General features: G+C 69.3%; 20 protein-coding genes and 2 pseudogenes. 10 read left to right on the forward strand and 12 right to left on the reverse strand.

From position 1 onward, the window contains the following. The first annotated feature begins 2 nt into the window (after positions 1-2). Entirely contained in the window at positions 3-1,295 is a 1,293-nt protein-coding gene (locus tag OG259_RS22235; RefSeq protein WP_328943859.1) for an MFS transporter, read from the forward strand. 392 nt (positions 1,296-1,687) lie between these two features. Continuing rightward, positions 1,688-2,545 carry a hypothetical protein gene (locus tag OG259_RS22240; RefSeq protein WP_328943860.1) on the forward strand — a complete coding sequence of 286 codons (858 nt, stop codon included), beginning with the start codon at positions 1,688-1,690 and terminating at the stop codon, positions 2,543-2,545. Between the two features lie 32 nt (positions 2,546-2,577). Here the strand turns inward: OG259_RS22240 and OG259_RS22245 are convergent, their stop codons facing one another. The 7 genes and pseudogenes from OG259_RS22245 to OG259_RS22275 all read right to left on the reverse strand — a co-directional run bounded on the left by OG259_RS22245 (position 2,578) and on the right by OG259_RS22275 (position 7,030). Then, positions 2,578-2,850 carry a hypothetical protein gene (locus tag OG259_RS22245; RefSeq protein ID WP_328943861.1) on the reverse strand — a complete coding sequence of 91 codons (273 nt, stop codon included), beginning with the start codon at positions 2,848-2,850 and terminating at the stop codon, positions 2,578-2,580. A gap of 40 nt (positions 2,851-2,890) precedes the next feature. Next, positions 2,891-3,169: a hypothetical protein gene (locus tag OG259_RS22250; protein ID WP_328943862.1), complete on the reverse strand. Its 279-nt coding sequence runs from the start codon at positions 3,167-3,169 to the stop codon at positions 2,891-2,893. Between the two features lie 105 nt (positions 3,170-3,274). Continuing rightward, the gene (locus tag OG259_RS22255; protein WP_328943863.1) at positions 3,275-3,484 is read right to left on the reverse strand and encodes a hypothetical protein; all 210 of its coding nucleotides are present in this window, start codon (positions 3,482-3,484) and stop codon (positions 3,275-3,277) included. A gap of 4 nt (positions 3,485-3,488) precedes the next feature. After that, entirely contained in the window at positions 3,489-4,043 is a 555-nt protein-coding gene (locus OG259_RS22260) for a DUF5994 family protein (protein WP_328943864.1), read from the reverse strand. 347 nt (positions 4,044-4,390) lie between these two features. Further along, on the reverse strand, positions 4,391-5,590 hold the full coding sequence (locus OG259_RS22265) for a PP2C family protein-serine/threonine phosphatase (RefSeq protein WP_328943865.1): 1,200 nt from the start codon (positions 5,588-5,590) through the stop codon (positions 4,391-4,393). A 426-nt stretch (positions 5,591-6,016) separates the two neighbouring features. After that, positions 6,017-6,686 (reverse strand): annotated as a pseudogene (locus OG259_RS22270) (nucleotidyl transferase AbiEii/AbiGii toxin family protein). Continuing rightward, on the reverse strand, positions 6,683-7,030 hold the full coding sequence (locus OG259_RS22275; protein ID WP_328943866.1) for a transcriptional regulator: 348 nt from the start codon (positions 7,028-7,030) through the stop codon (positions 6,683-6,685). Before OG259_RS22275 ends, OG259_RS22270 begins: the two are co-directional and overlap by 4 nt. Positions 7,031-7,536: 506 nt before the next feature. On the opposite strand from OG259_RS22275, the gene OG259_RS22280 reads away from it, so the two are divergent. The 5 genes from OG259_RS22280 to OG259_RS41795 all read left to right on the forward strand — a co-directional run bounded on the left by OG259_RS22280 (position 7,537) and on the right by OG259_RS41795 (position 10,645). Next, positions 7,537-8,172 carry a DUF998 domain-containing protein gene (locus tag OG259_RS22280; RefSeq protein WP_328943867.1) on the forward strand — a complete coding sequence of 212 codons (636 nt, stop codon included), beginning with the start codon at positions 7,537-7,539 and terminating at the stop codon, positions 8,170-8,172. 35 nt (positions 8,173-8,207) lie between these two features. Continuing rightward, the gene (locus OG259_RS22285) at positions 8,208-9,272 is read left to right on the forward strand and encodes a sensor histidine kinase (RefSeq protein WP_328943868.1); all 1,065 of its coding nucleotides are present in this window, start codon (positions 8,208-8,210) and stop codon (positions 9,270-9,272) included. Then, entirely contained in the window at positions 9,269-9,928 is a 660-nt protein-coding gene (locus OG259_RS22290; protein WP_328943869.1) for a response regulator transcription factor, read from the forward strand. The genes OG259_RS22285 and OG259_RS22290 overlap by 4 nt, the downstream gene beginning before the upstream one ends. A 229-nt stretch (positions 9,929-10,157) precedes the next feature. Continuing rightward, the gene (locus OG259_RS22295) at positions 10,158-10,382 is read left to right on the forward strand and encodes a hypothetical protein (protein ID WP_328947337.1); all 225 of its coding nucleotides are present in this window, start codon (positions 10,158-10,160) and stop codon (positions 10,380-10,382) included. Continuing rightward, a complete protein-coding gene (locus OG259_RS41795) occupies positions 10,379-10,645 on the forward strand; it encodes a hypothetical protein (RefSeq protein WP_443051996.1) in 267 nt (88 codons plus the stop codon). The genes OG259_RS22295 and OG259_RS41795 overlap by 4 nt, the downstream gene beginning before the upstream one ends. 78 nt (positions 10,646-10,723) lie before the next feature. On the opposite strand, the gene OG259_RS22305 is transcribed toward OG259_RS41795, so the two are convergent. Then, on the reverse strand, positions 10,724-11,062 hold the full coding sequence (locus OG259_RS22305) for a MerR family transcriptional regulator (protein WP_209495626.1): 339 nt from the start codon (positions 11,060-11,062) through the stop codon (positions 10,724-10,726). Between the two features lie 669 nt (positions 11,063-11,731). Here OG259_RS22305 and OG259_RS22310 point away from each other — a divergent pair. Continuing rightward, positions 11,732-12,088 (forward strand): annotated as a pseudogene (locus tag OG259_RS22310) (hypothetical protein); the annotation flags it as partial. 112 nt (positions 12,089-12,200) lie between these two features. Here OG259_RS22310 and OG259_RS22315 read toward each other — a convergent pair. From OG259_RS22315 to OG259_RS22330, 4 genes are all read right to left on the reverse strand, one after another. Continuing rightward, the gene (locus tag OG259_RS22315) at positions 12,201-12,512 is read right to left on the reverse strand and encodes an SCO5918 family protein (RefSeq protein ID WP_328943870.1); all 312 of its coding nucleotides are present in this window, start codon (positions 12,510-12,512) and stop codon (positions 12,201-12,203) included. A 48-nt stretch (positions 12,513-12,560) separates the two neighbouring features. Next, positions 12,561-12,962 carry a CBS domain-containing protein gene (locus OG259_RS22320; RefSeq protein WP_328943871.1) on the reverse strand — a complete coding sequence of 134 codons (402 nt, stop codon included), beginning with the start codon at positions 12,960-12,962 and terminating at the stop codon, positions 12,561-12,563. Positions 12,963-13,007: 45 nt separating this feature from the next. Beyond that, the gene (locus OG259_RS22325; RefSeq protein ID WP_328943872.1) at positions 13,008-14,522 is read right to left on the reverse strand and encodes a DEAD/DEAH box helicase; all 1,515 of its coding nucleotides are present in this window, start codon (positions 14,520-14,522) and stop codon (positions 13,008-13,010) included. A gap of 342 nt (positions 14,523-14,864) precedes the next feature. Then, the gene (locus tag OG259_RS22330) at positions 14,865-15,068 is read right to left on the reverse strand and encodes a cold-shock protein (RefSeq protein ID WP_328943873.1); all 204 of its coding nucleotides are present in this window, start codon (positions 15,066-15,068) and stop codon (positions 14,865-14,867) included. A gap of 1,443 nt (positions 15,069-16,511) precedes the next feature. Here OG259_RS22330 and OG259_RS22335 point away from each other — a divergent pair. Continuing rightward, the gene (locus OG259_RS22335; RefSeq protein WP_328943874.1) at positions 16,512-17,366 is read left to right on the forward strand and encodes a helix-turn-helix domain-containing protein; all 855 of its coding nucleotides are present in this window, start codon (positions 16,512-16,514) and stop codon (positions 17,364-17,366) included. 458 nt (positions 17,367-17,824) lie between these two features. Then, on the forward strand, positions 17,825-19,075 hold the full coding sequence (locus OG259_RS22340; protein ID WP_328947148.1) for an ice-binding family protein: 1,251 nt from the start codon (positions 17,825-17,827) through the stop codon (positions 19,073-19,075). Positions 19,076-19,146: the final 71 nt, after the last annotated feature.

Below are 19,146 nucleotides of genomic sequence, written 5' to 3' on the forward strand. Positions count from 1 at the left end.
CGGTGACCGCCCTCCAGGCGCCCACCGCGGAGGCGACCCCGGAAAGCCTGTGGCGCAACGGCGACTTCCTCAGGTTCTGGCTCGGCGAGACGCTGTCCCTGCTGGGCACCCAGGTCACGAACCTGGCCCTGCCGCTGACCGCGATCACCGCGTTCGACGCCACCGACGAACAGGTCGGTGTCCTGCGGTTCCTGCAGCTCGTCCCGTACCTCGGGCTCGCCCTGATCTTCGGCGTGTGGGTGGACCGGGCCCGGCGGCGGCGGATCATGCTCGGTGCCAACCTCGTCCGGATGGTCCTGCTGGCCCTCGTGCCCGTCCTGTACTGGACGGACGCGCTCGGCATGGTCTCGCTGCTGCTGATCGCCTGTGCCGTCGGCGTCGCCTCGGTGCTGTTCGACGTGAGCTGGATGTCCTACGTGCCGACCCTGGTGCGCGGTCCCGAACGCTACGTCGAGGCCGGCGCGAAGATGGGGATGAGCTCGTCGGCGGCCGAGGTGGCGGGACCCGGGCTCGCCGGTGTCCTGGTCGGCGCCCTGACCGCACCCGTGGCGCTGATCGCGGACGCGTTCTCCTATCTGGCGTCCGTGGTTTCGCTGTTGCTCATCCGCACCCCCGAGCCGCGGCCCGAGCCCGCGACCGTGAAACGCCACGTGCCGACCGAACTCCGGGACGGTCTGCGCTGGGTGCTGGGGAATCCGGTCCTGCGGTCGCTCGCGCTCATCGGGTTCTGCTGCAACTTCTCGATGGTCACCGTGTGGACCATGTTCCTGCTGTACGGGACACGAGACGTGCACCTGGGATCGACGGCCCTCGGCGGTGTCCTGGCGACCGCCTCGGTGGGCGGTCTGATCGGCGCGGCGATCTCCCGCAGGGTGATCCGACGCTTCCGGCTCGGGCCGGTCTACCTCGTCGCGCAGTCGGCCCTTCTCCTCGGCCCCCTGCTGATCGTCCTGGCCACCGGCCCCCGGCCGGTGATGGTGGGGATGTTCGTCCTCTCCTTCTTCACCAGCTACCTCGGCCTCGGTGTCGCCGGCGTCGTCATCGTCAGCCTGCGCCAGGCCAGTACCCCGCAGTCGATGATGGGCCGGATGACGGCGGTCTTCCGCACCCTGCTGTTCGGCGGCGGCGCCCTCGGCGGCCTGTCCGCGGGCCTGCTGTCGGGCCGGCTCGGCGCCCACGGCGCGTTGACCGTCGCGGCGATCGGATCCGCCGGCGTGCTGATCGCGCTCGTTCTGTCACCCGTGAGCCGGCTCGCCGCCCTGCCGACGGAACCGCCGGCCGAGAGGAGGTCCTGATCCGCGTCCACCCGTCCTCCTGGGGACCCACGGAGGGTGCGGCGCGGTCGAACCGTTCGGGACGATGACGAAGGCCCAGGTCGCCGACCTGGGCCTTCGTGCAACAGCGGAGGACGGGAGTCGAACTCGCGCCAAAAGCCGGGGAATCTACGCGTCGGCCGTAGCGGGGTCGAAGGAGTCGGCGTCCTCCTGGGGTGTTGACGTGCCCTCTGACCTGCACGTATAGACTGTCAGGCGACGTGTGGCGAGGGCTCTGGCACGCCCATGTCGACCGCTGTCATCCGCCGCTGAGGGCACGGATGGGGCACGTTTCTGCCCGATGCCCTGCCGATGTCGGGCGCCCGGTCAGGTCCTCCCCGGTGCCGGCGGTTTCCGCGACTAGCCTCCGCATCATGCTGCGTATCGTCGACACCCGTACCGGCCATCTCGTGGAGATTCCCTCCGTACGCCGTCATCTGCTGAGCATCTGCGTCCACCTGTCGGCCGGCGACGTCGGGCTCGGCCTGGGGGACCTGCGGGCGCTCCTGGTCGGTGACGTACTGGCGCGCACAGTGGAGCTGCACGGCCTGCAGTCCCGCACGTTCCGGACCATGCCGGACCTGCCGGACATGCCGGACCTGCCGGACCTGCCGGACGAGCAGGCCGAGGCGCTTGACCGCTCCCTGTCCGCCCTTGGCATCCACCCGCCCGACACCGTCGGTGTTCACCATCCGAAGGGAACGCTCTGCGCCGCTGCCGACGTTCACGTCCACGCGTACGGGACCGCGGCACAGGACGCGGTCGGCGGGGTCCGTATCGACGTGGGCCAGGTCGGCCCGGCATCGGGGGAGAAGGGCGTCGCGGACCGTGCCCACCTCCCGTCCCCAGGGCTCCTGGGGGCCGTCGCCCCGGAGGGCGCCGATCCGCTGGCCATGAGGATGTTGATGCTCGGCCACGCCTACCGCACGCCGGTCTTCGTCACCGGTACTGCGCTCGAAGAGGCCCGGCGGACGCTGGAGGACTGGCGGCAGCTGGTGGCCGACTGGGCACAGGAGCCGTCCCGGCCGATGCCTGCCGATGTGCTGCGACACGCCCATGACGTGCTGGCTGATGATCTCGGCGTCCCCGCCGTCCTGGACGCGCTGCTCACCGTGGCGTCACGCGCGGACGTACCGGCCGGTGCCAAGTTCGAGACGTTCGCGTTTCTCGACCGCGTCCTCGGACTGGACCTCGCGCGCGAGGTGGGTCACCAGCACCGGGCAGCGACATGACGTCGGGAGGAGCGGGCCGACGGCAGTCCGGTTCAGCCGCGTTCTTCCTCCTCGGCTTCCATGCGGCGGATTCCCTGGTGGGTCAGGGAGACCATCGCGGGGGTGTTGCCCGGTTCCCAGTCGACGGTGATCAGGTCCTCGCCGGCGAGGTACGTGCATGCGGCGGCCAGGTCTTCCTCCGGGATGCGCAGGTCGTTGCGCAGCTTCCGCCCCGGGACTCCGAGGAGACGGTTGCCTTCGGTGGCTTCGTAGAGGGCGGTCAGGACTCGTTCGCGGTAGCCCTGTCGCTCGCGGAGTGTCGCCATGACCGAGTCCTTTCATGCGTGTGAGGAAGGCCGACGCTCCTCACACCTCGTCGACGTGGGTGCCGGCAAGAGAGGTCGGTCTGCTGGTGGCGAGCCAGGAGAGGGCGGGTTCCGCGCCGGATCCGGTGTCGACGGTGAGGTGGAGCCGGGTGCCGCCTTCGGGCACGGGGTAGCTGCGCTGTTCCGCCCCGGCGAAGGAGCAGCGGATCACTTGGGCGACCGCGCGGGCGGCTTCGGGGGTGGCGGCGACGATACGGATCTCGGCGTGACCGGCCGAGGGCAGGGTCGCGGTGTCGATGGGGTACTCGGTGGGGTACAAGGTGCGTGGTCCCTTCGGAGGGCGAGCGAGAAGCCGGCGGGTGGGTTGTCCCGGGTGTCGGGTGCCCCACCCGCGGCCTTCGGTCGGAGGAATGGTCAGGGGTGCTCACGGCCAGGTGCCCGTGATCCGGCGGTGGGCGGCTTGCTCCGTCGGTGTGCGGTGGCTGTGGCCGGGGGGTCGGCGAATGGCCGGGAAGGGGTCGCCGAAGTGGTGGGTGGCGATGCGTGCGTCGTGCTGGGCATTGAGCCGGTGGATCAGGCGGATGCCGAGCGCGATCATGAGGGCGATGACGGCGAGCGTGATCAGGGTTTCCATGGGGTCACCTCCGCGGCTTCCCGCGCAGCAGGATCATCCGTGCTCCGACGACCGGGTGTCGCAACGGTGCCGGGGCGGATCCGCCGTCGGTGTCCCAGGCGTCCTCGCTGCTGCGGGCGTCTCGCATACGGCGGCCGGTCGCGGCCTCGTCGGACATCAGGGCACCGGCGGCCAGGACGCTGCCGGGGACGGCGGCGGCGGTCATGAGCCGGGCGGCTGCGGCGGGTTCGGTGTCGGGTGGGATCACCAGCAGATCGCAGCGGCCGATGGTGTAGGAGAGCAGGATCAACTTGTCGGGATCCTGTTCGGTGAACCAGCCGACGTGCACGGTGTGCCCGGTGGCGGCGACCTTGTGCGGGACGACGGGCCAGCGGGTGGGGTTCACCGCGACGCGTGTGATGCGTCCGAAGCGCTCCTCCAGTGCGTCGACCAGAGGCGGAAGTTCGGCGGCCAGGTCACGCGAGCGAGGCCACCAGGCGCCGTCCAGGCGGCCGGCGAGGGTGGTCTTCGGCGTCAGCGAAAGGCGCGCCGAAAGCGTGGGTGCCAGGGTGGTGGTCATGACCGCGGACCCGTCTCCGGGCCGCCCTGCAGGGCGGCCCAGTGTCTTCATCGCCGGAAACGACGTCCGCGTGGGAGCGGGTGCTCGACTTACTCCCGGTACTTTCAGCGTACTCCGCCCAGCGGTCGGACGAGCCGCTCTGACCAGGCGATTTCCTGCCGGGCACGCCGTCCGGGCGATGGCCGCGGGCCTGTCCGCGGGCCGGTGACGTCACCCAGGCCGCCGAGATCCTCGTCGCCACGCATCCAGAACCGGTGACACCCCGCCCGGAGCAGGTGTGATCCGTACGGCGAAGCTCCTGCCGCCCCGCATCCCGCCTCACCGGCACCTCACGGCACGGCCCTCCGTCATCCACGCCACTCGACCAGGACCAGCGTGGCGTCGTCCGAAGTGGCGTTGCCCCGTGCCCGTTTGAGGGTGTGGGAGAGGTCCCGTACCACCGCGCGGACCTCTCGGTCCGCCCGCTCCAGTCGGTTCACCCAGTCGATCAGCTGTTCCTCGCCGAACTCCTCCTGTCCGCTCTCGTGTTCCTCGATCAACCCGTCGGTGAAGCAGAGGACGCGATCCCCCGGTTCGAGCGTCACTTCGCTGACCTGCGGCTGTGCTCCTCCGAAGCCGACGGGCAGGGTCGTGGGGCTGTCCAGGCGGCCTACGACGCGGTGCCCGCGGATCAGAAGGGGGGCGGGGTGCCCGGCGTTGACCCACTGGAGGCGGCCGGTGTTCGTGTCCAGCCTCATCATCTGCGCGGTCACGAAGTGGTCGGGTGCGAACTGCTCGGCCACGGCCCGGTCCATGAAGTGGTAGATCTCGGACAGTTCGATGCTGATCCGGCGGGCGTGCCGGTACGCGCCGATGGCCACGGTGGCCATCGTGGCCGCGTCCAGACCGTGACCCATGGCATCGATCATGGCGAGGTGGAAGGTGTCCCCGTTCAGGGCGTAGTCGAAGCTGTCGCCCGCCACGTCGTAAGCGGGCTCCAGAACGCCGGCGACGGTGACGCGCGGCGTCACCATCGACAGAGGCGGCAGCAGCGACCACTGGATCTCGGCGGCGACGCTCATCGGTTCGCTGCGACGGGTGCGGAAGAAGAGATCGGTGTGGCCGTTCTTGGTCTGCAACATGTCGGCGATCAGACCGGCGATCCTGCGCAGCAGGCGGCGGTCGTCGTCGTCGACGGCGTCCAGCGTGACGGCCAGGACGCCCGCCTGGTCGCCCCCGTCCAGCAACGGCAGCAGGACCCGTACGCCGTCGGCCAGCACGAGTTCGACCGGACGCGAGGTGAGGAAGCACCGGCCGGCCGCGGAGCCGTCGATGACCTGCGGTTCCCCGCCCACCAGCCCTTCGCCCGGCAGGGGGACCAGTCTCTGCTGCCCGTAGTCCTGGAGCAGGATCTGCGGATCCCGTCCCCTCAGCCGCGCCACCGTGTCGGCGAGCACCGGCCCGACCAGATGCGGTGGCAGCTCGTGGGCCCGGTCCAGGAGCCCGCCCAGCAGCCCCTCTCCGAAGCTCTCCGAGCGATCCGGATCCCCGGCCGATCCGACTGTCATCCCGCTCCCTTCCACAGGGCGACGGACGGGCTGCGCGGCGCCTGGCCGTACCGGGGCTGACGCAGGCCGGTGGCAGCCGGTGCCCGACAGGCACGGGGGCCGGGGCCCGTTGGCGGCGGTCTCGCCATCAGCATGCTCCTCGGCGGCAGGCCACGCCACACGACGACGAAGGCCCCGGTCTCTGACCAGGGCCTTCGTTCAAGAGCGGATGACGGGAATCGAACCCGCGCCATAAGCTTGGGAATCACCGACGCCAGCTTGATCATCTGCTGCCTGACCTGCGAATACGGCCCCTGGTGCGGCGCTTCTCGCTGGCTGGGCGATACCCGTGGCGACCGCTGTTCGCCACCCCGAAGGGCACGGCTGGGGCACGACCAGCCTTTCTCGGAGATGCAGTGCTTTCTCGCCGTGCTCGGTGCCCGGTGATCAGTCGTCGGGCGGGCTTTCCGCTTCCTGGAGTCTCTCGGCGATGTCGTCGGCCCACTCCTGAGCCCACTGGCGCAGCTCGACGGTCTGGTGGTCGTCGAGTCCGTACGCGACGAATTCGGTGTCATCGATCCAGTCCGCCCCGGCGAGCCGGGCCTGAAGGTCGGAGAGGTCGAAGGTGTCACGGGCGTGGCGGCGGCCGAGCTCTTCGAGCTCGATGTGACTCCAGCGATCGGCTGCCGCCCGGACGTCGATCAAGTCACGCGCAAGGCCACGGTCCGCCAGCGCGCGGACCTTCGTGCCGACCACGTCCTCCAGCGAGAGCACCAGGCCATGCTCGGTCTTCACCGGCGGACGCCAGAGTGCTTCCTTGAGGACGTCGACCTCGCACTCCTCGCCTGTGGCTGCGTCGGTGACGATCAGCCGCGCGGACAGGGTCGGTTTCCAACCCCCGCACCTGCCAGCCGCGTTGTTCCAGCCCGGCGCGCACGGTGGCGGCGATCTTCTCCATCGGCTCCGGGTTCTCGGTGGCGACATCGAGGTCGTTGCTGAGCCGGTTGACCAGTCCGTGCGCCTGGACGGCGTAGCCACCCGTGAGTACGAGCGGGTAGACGTCGCCCACGGCGAGGACATCTGCGAGGAGCCGCCGGTGCAGTTCCGTGAGATTCACGCAGCAGCCCGGGCGTCGGGGGTCAGTTCGTTGAAGGCGTTCTCCCAGACGTCACGGATGTCCCGGCTGATCAGAGTGCGCAGGACAGGCCACATGATGACGAGCAGTTCCCGGTTCAGGTAGCGGACCAGGTCATCATGCTGAGCCTCGGCCAGGACGATCCGGTAACAACTCATCCGCAATCGGGGCTGGTCGAGATCGAACCGGGACAGGCCGGACCACGCGAGGTGCAGCGGAAGGTCGATGTGGCCGTGGGCGGGGCCGGCGAGCTCCGAGAGCTCGACAGGAAGCCGCCGGGCGAATCTGGTGCGGCGGAGCTCGGGGACGCTGGGCGTGGCTGCCATGCCTTGATTATTCCGCAGGAGGGGAGGCGGCCGGGTGATTCCGCCACAGGGAACCCCCGGCTCAGAGCCTCCACCGGGCAGCAGGGGGTGGTGATGACGGCGTAGGTGCAGGTCAGAGGGCTCATGCGGGACCTTCGGCGAGACAATGCGGGCTTCATGCCCTCCGCGTGCCCCCGGGGGGCTCTTCCCGCAGGCGCGCGGGTACCCGTGGTGACCGCTGTTCGCCGCCCCGAAGGGCACGGCTGGGTCACGCTCCCTCCGTCTGCGCGGAGCTCGGCGCGGCGGCCGTCACACGATGGGGGTGATTGCCGCGTTCAAGGTCTCGACGAGGTCTTCGCGGCCGAGCGCACGACCCGAGGGTGACGTGGGGGACGGGCCGGGCAGCGTGTGACGGTCCTGGTCTGTCGTACATCGATCGGAGTAGTCGTGTACTCCGCTGACGCAGACTCGGATGACGCGTCGAGGACGATGTTCCCGGGCTGAGGCCAGACCTACTGTCTGGCCCTATGACCAAGACAATCTCTCTGGCCGGCTTCGCCGTCGCCGTCCTTGCCTTCGCGATATCCGATGCGGTCAACAGGGGATATGACCCGTTGGCCGAGACGGTCAGCAGGTACGTCAACCTGCCGCACGGCTGGCTGGTGACCGTCGGTCTGCTGGCGGTCGCGGTCGGGTCGGCGGCCGTGGCAGTGCGGGCCGCCGGCAGTGGACGGGGTGGGTGGCTGCTGCACTTCTGGGCGGGATGTGTACTGCTCGCTGCTGTCTTTCCGGCTGACCCGCCGGGCAACTGGAGCCGCCCTTCGCTCTCCGACGGCGTGCACGGAGTCGCGGCCTCGGCGGGATTCCTCGCACTGGCGATCGCGATCGTCCGGCTGACCGTGGTGTGGCGGCGCGAGCCGGCGCGGACCTCGAAGGCGCGTGGGCTGACCGTGCTCGCGTGGGCGTCGTCGGTGGCGTTCGTGCTGTTCGCCGTGGCGTTGGTGGACAAGACGGCCCTCACCCACACGGCCCCTCTGGGTCTGGCCGAACGCATCGTCATCGCCCTCAATCTGGCCTGGCTGGCCCTGGCCGCCATCTCGGCGAAGCCCCGGCCTTCGACGTCGGCCACGGTGGGATGCGTGACGTCAGGCATCGTCAAGTGAGCTCACGTCCGCAGAGCGGGTGGCGGGCGCGGCTGGTGGACCCGGCCCTGGCGCTGTTGACCGCCGTGGGTATCGGTGCAGGTCCTGCCGCGATGGGCGCGCCGCTGTCGTGGCACGGCACGTTCGGCCTGGGTGTGATCCTGGGCGGTCTGCTGCTGGTCCGCAGACGCCGCCCCGTGCTCGTGCTCGCCCTGTCCGCCGCCGCGCTCGTCGGCTACCAGAGTGCCGGCCTGTTCGACGGCGGCGGGGTCTGGCCCCTGTCCGTCGCCCTGTTCACCGCCGCCCTCAGCCGCCCGGCCTGGGCCGCCGCCGTCGGCGCCCTCACCCTGGCATGCGGCCTGGCCTTGCAAGGGCTGGATGCCTCCGAAGCCCTTGCCCGAGGCGGCGTCGAACTGCTCTGGCTGGCCTTGGTGTCGGCTGCGGCGAATTCCTGGCGCCAGTACGGCCGTTGGCGGGCCGAGCGCCAGGCCCGTCTCCTGCAGCTGGAACAGACCCGTCTGGTCGAGCAACGCCTGATCATCTCCCGGGAGGTTCACGATGTGGTCGCCCACACCCTGGCCGTCGTCGGTGTCCACCTGAACGTCGCCGTCGAGTCTCTGGACGATGCGCCCGAGGATGCGCGCGCCGCCCTGCGCACCGCGATCGCGGTGCGCAACCAGGCCATGATCGACCTGAAGGCGTTCGTGGGTGAGCTTCGCGACGTACCGCAACAGGGCTTGGGGTCCGTTGCCGGCTTGGTCTCGCAGGCCGAGGCGGCCGGGCTGGAAGTGCGCTACCACTCGGAGGGCGACTCCGATGCCGTGCCGGCGGCCCAGGCGCTCACCGCGTACCGAGTCGTTCAGGAGGCCGTGGTCAACACCCTGCGTCACTCCGACGCCGGGCGCCTCACCATCCGGGTGCAGGCCCGGCCACGAGCCTTGGAGGTGACGGTCACCGACGACGGACGCTCAGCGGTGGGCTTCGCGGAAGGGCACGGCCTGACCGGGATGCGCGAGCGCGTCACGGCCCTTGGGGGAACGCTGCGCGTCGATGCCGGCAAGGGGTTCGCCGTGCATGCCGTCCTGCCGCTGACGGACCGCGTGACAGGCTTGGCGCCATGACCATCAGTGTGCTGCTCGCCGACGACCAGGCGCTCGTGCGGGCGGGGTTCCGCAGCCTGCTCGGGCGCGCCAAGATCCTGGCCGTCATCGGCGAGGCCGCCTCGGGAGAGGAGGCGGTACGGCAGGCCGCCCTGCTGCGACCGGACGTCGTGCTGATGGACATCAGAATGCCGGGCATGGACGGCATCGAGGCCACCCGTCTCATCCTGGCCGAGCAGCCGACGACCAGGGTGATCATCCTGACCACGTTCGACACCGACGAGCACGTCTTCGAAGCGCTGCAGGCAGGGGCGAGCGGGTTCCTCACCAAGGAGGTCGAACCGGCCGAACTACGTCGGGCGGTCGAGGTCGTGGCGGCGGGCGACTCCCTGCTGTCACCGGGCGTGACCCGCCGCGTCATCGAGCGCTTCGCGCACCGCCCCCGGCCCACCGTCACACTGCACGCGCTGACGGCACGTGAGAACGAGGTGGTCAGGTTGGTGGCGGAAGGGCTGTCCAATGACGAGATCGCCGCCGTACTGGTGATCAGCCCGCTGACCGTGAAGACCCACATCTCCCGGGCCATCACCAAGTTGGGCCTGCGCGACCGTGTGCAACTGGTCATCACCGCCTACGAGCACGGTCTCGTCAGCGCCTCGCGCACCGATGGTCGATGACGAGTAAAAGCGAAGGCCCTGGTCTCTGACCAGGGCCTTCGTGCAAGAGCGGATGACGGGAATCGAACCCGCGCTAGAAGCTTGGGAATCACCCGGCACTTGATCCCGCATGTGGTGTCTGACCTGCGGAAACGGATGTCGAGGGTGTTGGGTGGGCTGTCGCGGCCCGTCCCCTGCTGACCGTTGTTCACCGCTGCTACTGGCACGTTGTGGCACGGCAGCCGACTTCATGCGGCTCCTGATCGGGCGCCGGATCGTCCCCGGCCGCGGTTCACCCGCGTTCTTCTTCTGCCTCCATGCGGCTCTCGTCGGCCCCGTCCCGCCGCACACCACGGCGGATGCGGCCCGCGCGGCGATGGCCCGTGCGGTCCACGCCGACAACGTCACCCAAGCCGCCGAGATCCTTCTCGCCACGCTTCCCGAACCGGTGACCGACCGCAAGGAGTCGACATGATCCAGATGGCGGACATCCGTGAGTGGCGCACCCACGACGTCGTGGACACGCGGGGCCGCAGGATCGGAGAGCTGGAGGCGATCTACGTCGACACCAGCACCGACGACCGTGGCCATGGCCACGGTCGATCATCGGTGCCATCGCCGACGGACTGCTCTCATCTACGTCACCATGCGCATGCGCCGCTCCGCCCACCGCCGCCCAGTACGATGACCCGCCCCACCGGCGAGCTGCGCTGGACGGTGAGAGCCCCAAGTGGCTGACCCGGGGCGCTGTTCAAGAGCGGATGACGGGAACCTGTATCGAAGCGGGGCCCGCCGATACCGACGGGCACACTCAACTCAGTCCGAGGCCGGCGGAGGGGATGATTCGGCAGCGCGGCGGTACTCGGCGTTGATGCGTTGGGCTTCTTCGAGCTGGTCTTCGAGGATGATGATGCGGCAGGCGGCCTCGATGGGGGTGCCCTGGTCGACGAGTTCCCGGGCGCGTGCGGCGATGCGCAGCTGGTAGCGGGAGTATCGGCGGTGGCCGCCGCCGGAGCGGAGCGGGGTGATGAGGCGCGCTTCGCCAAGGGCGCGCAGGAATCCCTGGGTGGTGCCGATCATCTCGGCGGCCCGGCCCATCGTGTAGGCGGGGTAGTCGTCGTCATCGAGACGGTCGAAGGAGTCGCCTGCTGTCACTTGCACCTCTCTGGTGAACGCGTTGAGGGGCCCTGGTGCCGTACGGCACCAGGGCCCCGAAGGAACTACTACACCATCTACCGGTCCTGATACCGCACCGGCCTTCTGTTTCCGCTGACCCGACCGAGACGCTGTCGGGCACGCGGGGATCGCGGTTGCTTGACCGGAGACCACCTCACTATCGATGTCCTGCGGTACCCGGGCTCAAGAATTCCGCCCGGGCGATCCTGATGGCGCTCGGCTCCTCCGTTCTTCCCTCGGTGATCAACTGCTTACCCAACGGGGGACTGCGTACTGCACTTACGGGGCCATGACAGCGGTCCCGCTCACGGCGGCCCCTGATTACTGCGGGCCACCCGGTCCGGTCGCCAGTCCCGTCGCCGTCCTGCAACAACCCTGGCTTCGGAACTCCACCACCGCACCGTCCTGCCAACTGCACTTGCGGGTACTGCGGCCCGGCAGTTCGTCTCTGCCAGGCTCTCTTGTCTCGCTGGGTTACGAGAGAAACCATAACCACGCCACTGACCAATGTCTACTCTGGCCGCGATAGATTTTCGTGCCCCCTGGGGAGAGGTAGACATTCGTGGCCGGTCCAGGATCTGCAGAGCACCTGCACTGCAGGTCAGGCACTCGGGTCGGCCACAGCAGAGCGCGTGGGGCGCGAGTCCCATGTCGAAGCCTGACGAGCTGCTCGTTGACGTCGCCACCTTGGTGGAGTCCGGGCAGAGCAATCAGATGTCCCTGACCGTGGTCACCGGTGGTGCTGTCATCACCGGTCGGCTGGCTCCCGAAGCCGTGTGGAGGCGGCGGGTCTCGGAGGTCCTGGCGGACTCGGCCCGATTGGGCGAGTTCTCCGCCGTCTTCACCGCTGTGCCACGCGGGGAGGAGCCGCCCACGCATCTGCACTTCCATGTGGCCCGCATCCTTCAGGGCACGGTGGGGATCCCGGAGACGGGCGGGATGTACGGCGTCTCGATCGCGGATGCCAGTGCCTGGACCATGGGCGACTTCAGCTACTCCGACCACTGCCACGGCGCCGCGTGGGGAAACCTGTCGGTATGCGGGAGGGCCCGACCAGCATGCGTGCTGGTCGGGCCCTCTTCGCTGTTCGGGTGGCGGCTCACGCCGGTCCCGTCGGTCAGACGGTCACCGGGGTGCCGAGCAGCGCGGATGCCTGCTGGACCGAGGTGACGGCGTGTGCGGGTGTGGCGTTCCGGGGAAGGTCGCGGCAGGTGAAGCCGAGCCGGGTCATTGCTCGCAGGACTTCGCCGGCGCTGAAGTCGCGGCGGTCCTGGCGGGTGATGACCTGGCCGACCTGTTTGACGGGGTAGGTGCGGCGGCCGATGATCACGGATTCGCCGATGACCTCCTCGGGCTTGATGCCCTTCATGGATTCCAGGACGCCGCTCTTGGTCAGATCGAACGGGAACCGGGCGATGACGCAGCGCATGTTGCCTCACAGGGAGAAGGAGAGAAGGGTCCGGCCGCGGAAGGTGGTTCAGGCAGGGGCGAGGACGCCCGGAGCGCTGCCTTGTTCGGCCACGACGGGCAGGGCGTCGAGCCGGCGGTGGCTCATCGGGTATTCGGCCTGGTTCATCGGGGTGCGGGGTGCGGTGAACGGCCCGCGGTCGCCGGGGACGTCGCGCAGCCGGATGCGGTCCGTGTACGCGTCACTGTCACGGACGGCGGCGAGCAGGGCTCGGGTGACCAGCCGTGTGCACAGCCCGTCGTCGTCACAGATGAGCAGATGCCCCGCGCGGGCACTGATCATGACGGACAGGGCCACTTCGACGGTCATGTCATCGCAGACCTGTGGTGCGGCCATGTCCATGGCGTCGGCCACCGTCCTGTGCATGGGGGTGGCGTTCGCTGAGCGGGGCTGCGTCTGGACCGGCGTCAAAAGTGCCTCCTGCAGAGGTGGGTCGGTTGCCTGCTCACGCGGCGTTCAGGCCGCCGCGTCGACGGCGGACTGCCGCGCGCTCACGCGGCGGGCCGCCGCAGCGGGACTGCGTCGACCGCGGGACACCGAGCCGCGCTTGCGCTGCTCGGCCGCCGGCGCGGTGATGGTGACCGGGACGCCGGAAGGGGTCCGTGCGCCGGTGATCCGGTGGAGGGCTTCCTCGCCGGAGCGGACCTGGGTGATCTGGGGGACGATGCCGGCGTCGGCCATGAGGCGGGTCAGGCCGCGGCGTTGGTTGGAGGTGACCAGGGTGACGACGCTGCCGGACTCGCCCGCGCGGGCGGTGCGGCCGCCGCGGTGGAGGTAGTCCTTGTGGTCGGTCGGCGGGTCCACGTTGACGACGAGCTCGAGGTTGTCGACGTGGATGCCACGGGCGGCGACGTTCGTGGCGACCAGGACGGTGACGTGTCCGGTCTTGAACTGGGCGAGGGTGCGGGTGCGCTGGGGCTGGGACTTGCCGCCGTGGAGTGCCGCGGCGCGCACTCCGCTGTCGAGGAGGTCCTGGGTGAGCCGGTCCACGGCGTGCTTGGTGTCCAGGAACATGATCACCCGGCCCTCGCGCGCCGCGATCTCCGTCGTCACCCGGTGCTTGTCGGCGCCGTGCACGTGCAGGAGGTGGTGTTCCATCGTGGTGACCGCGCCCTGGGAGGGGTCGACGGAGTGGACGACGGGGTCGGTGAGGTAGCGGCGGACCAGGAGGTCGACGTTGCGGTCCAGGGTGGCGGAGAACAGCATCCGCTGGCCTTCGGGGCGCACCTGGTCCAGGAGGGCGGTGACCTGGGGCATGAATCCCATGTCGGCCATCTGGTCGGCCTCGTCCAGGACGGAGATCGCGACCTGGCTCAGCCCGCAGTCACCTCGGTCGATGAGGTCCTTGAGGCGACCGGGCGTGGCGACGACGACTTCGGCACCCCCGCGCAGGGCACCGGCCTGGCGTCCGATGGGCATGCCGCCGACCACGGTCGCCAGGCGCAGCTTGACGGCGCGTGCGTAGGGCGTGAGGGCGTCGGTCACCTGCTGGGCCAGCTCGCGTGTCGGGACGAGGACGAGGGCGAGCGGCCGGCGGGGCTCGGCGCGTTGCCCGGCGGTGCGGGCCAGGAGGGCCAGGCCGAAGGCGAGGGTCTTGCCGGAGCCGGTCCGGCCGCGGCCCAGCACGTCACGACCCACGAGGGAGTTCGGCAGGGTCGCGCCTTGGATCGGGAACGGCACGGACACGCCCTGCGCGGTGAGCGCGGCCAGGAGCTCCCTGGGCATGTCGAGTTCGCCGAACGCCTCGACGGAGGGTAGCGAGGGGGTGATCGTCTTCGGGAGGGCGAAGTCTCCCTGTACCGCGGCGGGCCGGCGGCCGTGGCCGCCCGAACGGCTCGGACCTCCCGCACGACTGGGGGCGGACGAACCGAAGCGACCGGCCCGAACCGGAGCGGCTGTGGAGCCGAAACCGGAGCCGCCGGTGCGGCGGCGGTTGCGGGAGGAGCGGCTGTTCGTACGTGTGGGGTTCATTCAGAACCTTCCTTGATGCGGCACGTCACCAAGGAATTCCCGCAACGGTGGAGCAGCGCGGGGAACCACAAGAACGGGCCGAAGGGAATGCGAAAGCTAATCTCGCCCGCATGGAATTCGTGTCGGCGCAGGCGCTGGAATCTGAAATGGAGCGACGTCGAACGAACCTCGAAATCCAGGACAACAGCGGGACGCGGGTTCGAAGCGGCGGCGTCCCCGGGGGGTCCGTGGGCGGCGGTCATCGGCGGACGCCCTGCAAGTGGAACCGCTGCCGGAAAATGCGTGTAGCTGGGGCCCGCACCCCGAGGGATGCGGGCCCCAGCTACGAACTGCGCGTCAGCTTCAGGCAGGAACGATGTTCTCGGCCGTCGGGCCCTTCTGGCCCTGCGCGATGTCGAAGGTGACCTTCTGGCCTTCGAGCAGCTCGCGGAAGCCCTGGGCGGCGATGTTCGAGTAGTGGGCGAACACGTCGGGGCCGCCACCGTCCTGCTCGATGAAGCCGAATCCCTTTTCCGCGTTGAACCACTTCACGGTGCCGGCAGTCATGTCATTTCTCCTTTGGGCAGTACGCCGGAATCCGCACTGTGCGGATGCCGTGTCGCCGCGATGATGCCCTGACCGGAAAATGACCGGAAATATAAAGCGCCGCCTACGTCATCAAGATCGCATGAAGATTGAACGGAGGCGCTTGAAGTTTTATGGGTACCAAAACTGCAACCGAGATCGACAGTAGCATGCCGCAGGGCTTCGGTGCGTAAAATAATCCCGCTCTGCGCGTTGGGGGAAATACTCTCCCTGCGGGGCCCGTTAAACTCTCACCCCGCGGGCGTAGATATTGATTCACCCCGAGCGCAGTGTTTCGGAAGCGTGAGCTCCGATTCAATCGTCCGCGCAGTTCAGGTCGCCGATCGCAGAGACCTCGAACCAGGTGTGGTGGTCGCCGCAGGTGGTGGGCTCTCGAGCCCCTTGTCGGGCAGGTGGGCGCCGGCCACTCGGCGCGGCGGTACAGCCCTGAGTGGCGCGCGAATGGCACGCGGGTCGTGAGAGGTCAGGACAACGACGAAGCCCCAGGTCTCTGACCCGGGGCTTCGTGCAAGAGCGGATGACGGGAATCGAACCCGCGCTATAAGCTTGGGAATCACCGAAGCCGGCACCGATCAGAAGGTGCCTGACCTGCGAAAATGCCCCTCTTCGCGGCTCCTCTCGGTGATCCGGCGATACCCGTGTTGACCGCTGTTCACCGTTCCGAAGGGCACGGATGGGGCACGATGCCACGGGGCCTCGGCTGCAGAGCCGAGGTGCCCTCATGGACGCGCCCGGCCGCGGCGTCGAGTCCCGGGCGGCGGCGGTGGAGCCCGTGAACGTCAAGGCCGGGCGGCTCAGACGGGCCATGGCGCGGTAGGGGGTGCCGGCCACAGGAATCGGGGGCGCAGTCGAGTCGTCTACGCGGACACCAAGACCGATGAGCTGCACAACGCCAGGCAGACCCACGACCGGGAGCAGCCGGTGTGCCACGTTGGAAGGGCTGGGCGGGGTCGCGCCCTCGAAGCCAAGGCTCGCCCCGCCGGGGCACCGGCAGCGGCACCGAGTCAGCGCAGAATGCCCCCGATGCAGAACACGGACACAGACGCCGAGGTTGTGGTCGCGCTGATCATCGCCGGCTCGACGCTCGGCGGTGCGCTGTAACTCCTCTCCACCGGCGTACTGGTGCTCATCGCCGCCGTTCTCGACCTCGGCGTGAACTCCGTGGCACCCCGCCGCTTCGCCCACTGATCCACCCGCCGTTCCCTCCCCGCGGCCCGGCTTGCGCGCCGTAGGGCGCCGTGGGCCACGCGGAGCGCTGGTTCGTATGGGCGACGCCGGGCAGATTGATTAGTCACAATTCTTTACCGACGCACGACACCGGCGGCACGGCGCGTGATCAACAACCGGTGCTCCATGCCAATCTGCTCGGGCACGTAGTGGCTTGGAGCCGGAGGTACACCGCCCATGGCGGCGAACAACAACCCCACCGTCACAGGACGACGACTGGGGGCGGAGCTGCGCCGGCTCCGTGAGGACCGCGGTATGACCGGCACGCAGGTCGCGGCGGAACTGCTGATCTCCCAGGCCAAGGTCAGTCACATGGAGACAGGTCGCCGTGCGGTCAGCCCCCGCGACGTACGCGATCTCTGCGTGCTCTACGGCGTCACCGACTGGCGTCTCGTCGACCACCTGACAGCACTGGCCAGGGAGTCGAGCCGTCAGGGCTGGTGGCACTCCTACGGCGACATCCCCCATAGCGCCCTTCTCGACCTGGAAGCGGCCGCCGCCTGCATCCGAGCCTACGAGGCCATCGTGGTCCCCGGCCTGCTGCAGACCCCCGCCTACGCCGCCGCAGTCATTGAGGAAACGATCCCTCTCGTCACGGTCGACCAGGCCGCCGCGCGGCTGAAGGTGCAACTTCGTCGTCAGCACCGGATCTATGACCCCGCCCGCCGGTTGCATCTTTGGGTCGTCCTGGACGAATCGGCCCTGCGGCGCGTCGTCGGCAGCCGGGAGATCATGCGCGAACAACTGGAGCACCTGCACGCGCTCAGCACAGAACCGCACATCACCGTCGAGGTGCTCCCCCACAGCGCAGGCGCTCACCCGGGGCTGACGGGACAGTTCTCCCTCCTGGAGTTCTCCGACACCCGTGAGGCGGTGGTGTATCTGGAGAGGTTCACCAGCGGCCTCTGCCTGGCGAAGGCGTCCGACGTACAGCAGTACAGCGTGACGCACGCCCGGCTGCGGGCGCTGGCCCTCGCCCCGGAGCAGAGCCGGCACTTCATCACCGACGCCATCAAGCTCTACGCGTCCTGAACCCCGAGGGCGACGCGCCGGGCTGCGACAGTGCCCCGGAACCGCTGCTCCTCCACACGCGGCCGGCACCGGGAAGAACCCGCCGCTGCTGCCGCGCCTCGTTGCGCTTTTCGCCCCGGGTGCGCCACGCCCATGCCGCAGCGGTCCTGATTCGACCCGGTCGGCGTACATCCGTGTTCACCTCGGGGTCGGTTTCAGGACAGGTGTGCGGTGTCGCTTCGTGTGAACTGATCGAATTTCACTCATCCGGCGATGTTCCGAACCGTCGGCGGCGCGGGATTGCGTATTTTCATCACACCCCGCGGCGTTGAATGTTTTTATATTCATCCCCCTCCTCTTTTTCGGCCGGTGCGGGTGCGCAAATTTTCATGCGTAATATGCGGCCACAGCTAGAAGGCGCCCCGGGTGATCCGTAGGCCCGGCGTGTGCCATGGCCCCCCACAGAAAATGGCCTCTTGATGAAGCTGCACATCCCTCGAACGACTCAGCGCCGCATTCTGTCCGGCGGGCTGGCCTCGGCCCTCGCCACAGCAGTTGCCGCCGCCATGGTCGCCGTCACGTCGACGCAGGCACTCGCCATCGCTACGCCCGTTCCTCTGGGCACGACCGCCAGCTACTCGGTCCTGGCAGGGCAGGGAGTCACCAACACCGGCAACTCGGTGCTCGACCACGACCTCGGGACGCACCCGAACCCGGCCATCACTGGCTTCCCGCCCGGCCTGGTACTCGGCGCTGTGCACCCCGCGGACGCCGCGGCCGCCCAGGCCAAGAGCGATCTGATCGTGGCCTACAACAACGCGGCCGGCCAACTCACGGGCCAGGCGCCGGACTTCCCGCTCGCCGCAGGAATCGGCGGGGGTCAGGAGCTGCTTCCCGGCGTCCACAGGGCCACCTCCGGTGTCGGCCTCACCGGTGACCTGATCCTGAACGCCGGGGGAAACCCCAACGCGGTCTGGGTGTTCCAGATTCCCGAAGCCCTGACGACGGCATCCAACAGCAGGATCCTCCTCACCAACGGTGCTTCGCCGTGCAATGTCTACTGGCAGATCGGGAGTTCGGCGACCCTCGGCACCACCTCCACCTTCGTGGGCACCATCATGGCCCTGACCTCGATCTTCGTGAACCAGGGGGCGAGCGTCGAGGGCCGGGCACTGGCCCGCAACGGCGAGGTGACGCTCAACAACAACAGGATCTTCCTCGGCGGGTGCGCCACCGGCGGTACGACGACCGGCGCGACGACGGGAACGACCACCGGAACGACGACCGGAACGACGGCCGGAGGGACCACCGGGGCGACGACGGGTACGACTCTGGGTCTGATCGGCGGCACCCTCATCGGCGGGCCCAGCGTCAACCTGGTGGGCGGCGGCACCTCGGGGAACATCGCGGGCAACACGTCCGGGAACACCGTGGGCAACACCGCCGGGAACACCACTGGCGGTAACACGTCGGGCAACAGCGCTGGGAACACGACCGGCGGCTCCATCACCGGCGGGAACGTCGCCGGCGGGAACGGCGGCAAGCCCGAGCACGGTGGGCCGGACCACGGCGGCAAGCCCGAGCACGGTGGGCCGGAGCACGGGCACGACGAGGGGCCCGGCAAGCCGGAGCACGGCGAGCACGGCGAGCACGGCGACTACGGCGACCACGGTGAGCAGGCCGACGGGCACTACGGCTACGCCGACAAGCCCGCGGTCCACGAGGGCTGAGCAGCAGGCCGCATCAAGACCGTTCATCGGATGACGGCGCGCGGCGGAATCCTCAGCGGTTCCGTCGTGTG

Source organism: Streptomyces sp. NBC_00250 (assembly GCF_036192275.1).
GTDB lineage: Bacteria > Actinomycetota > Actinomycetes > Streptomycetales > Streptomycetaceae > Streptomyces.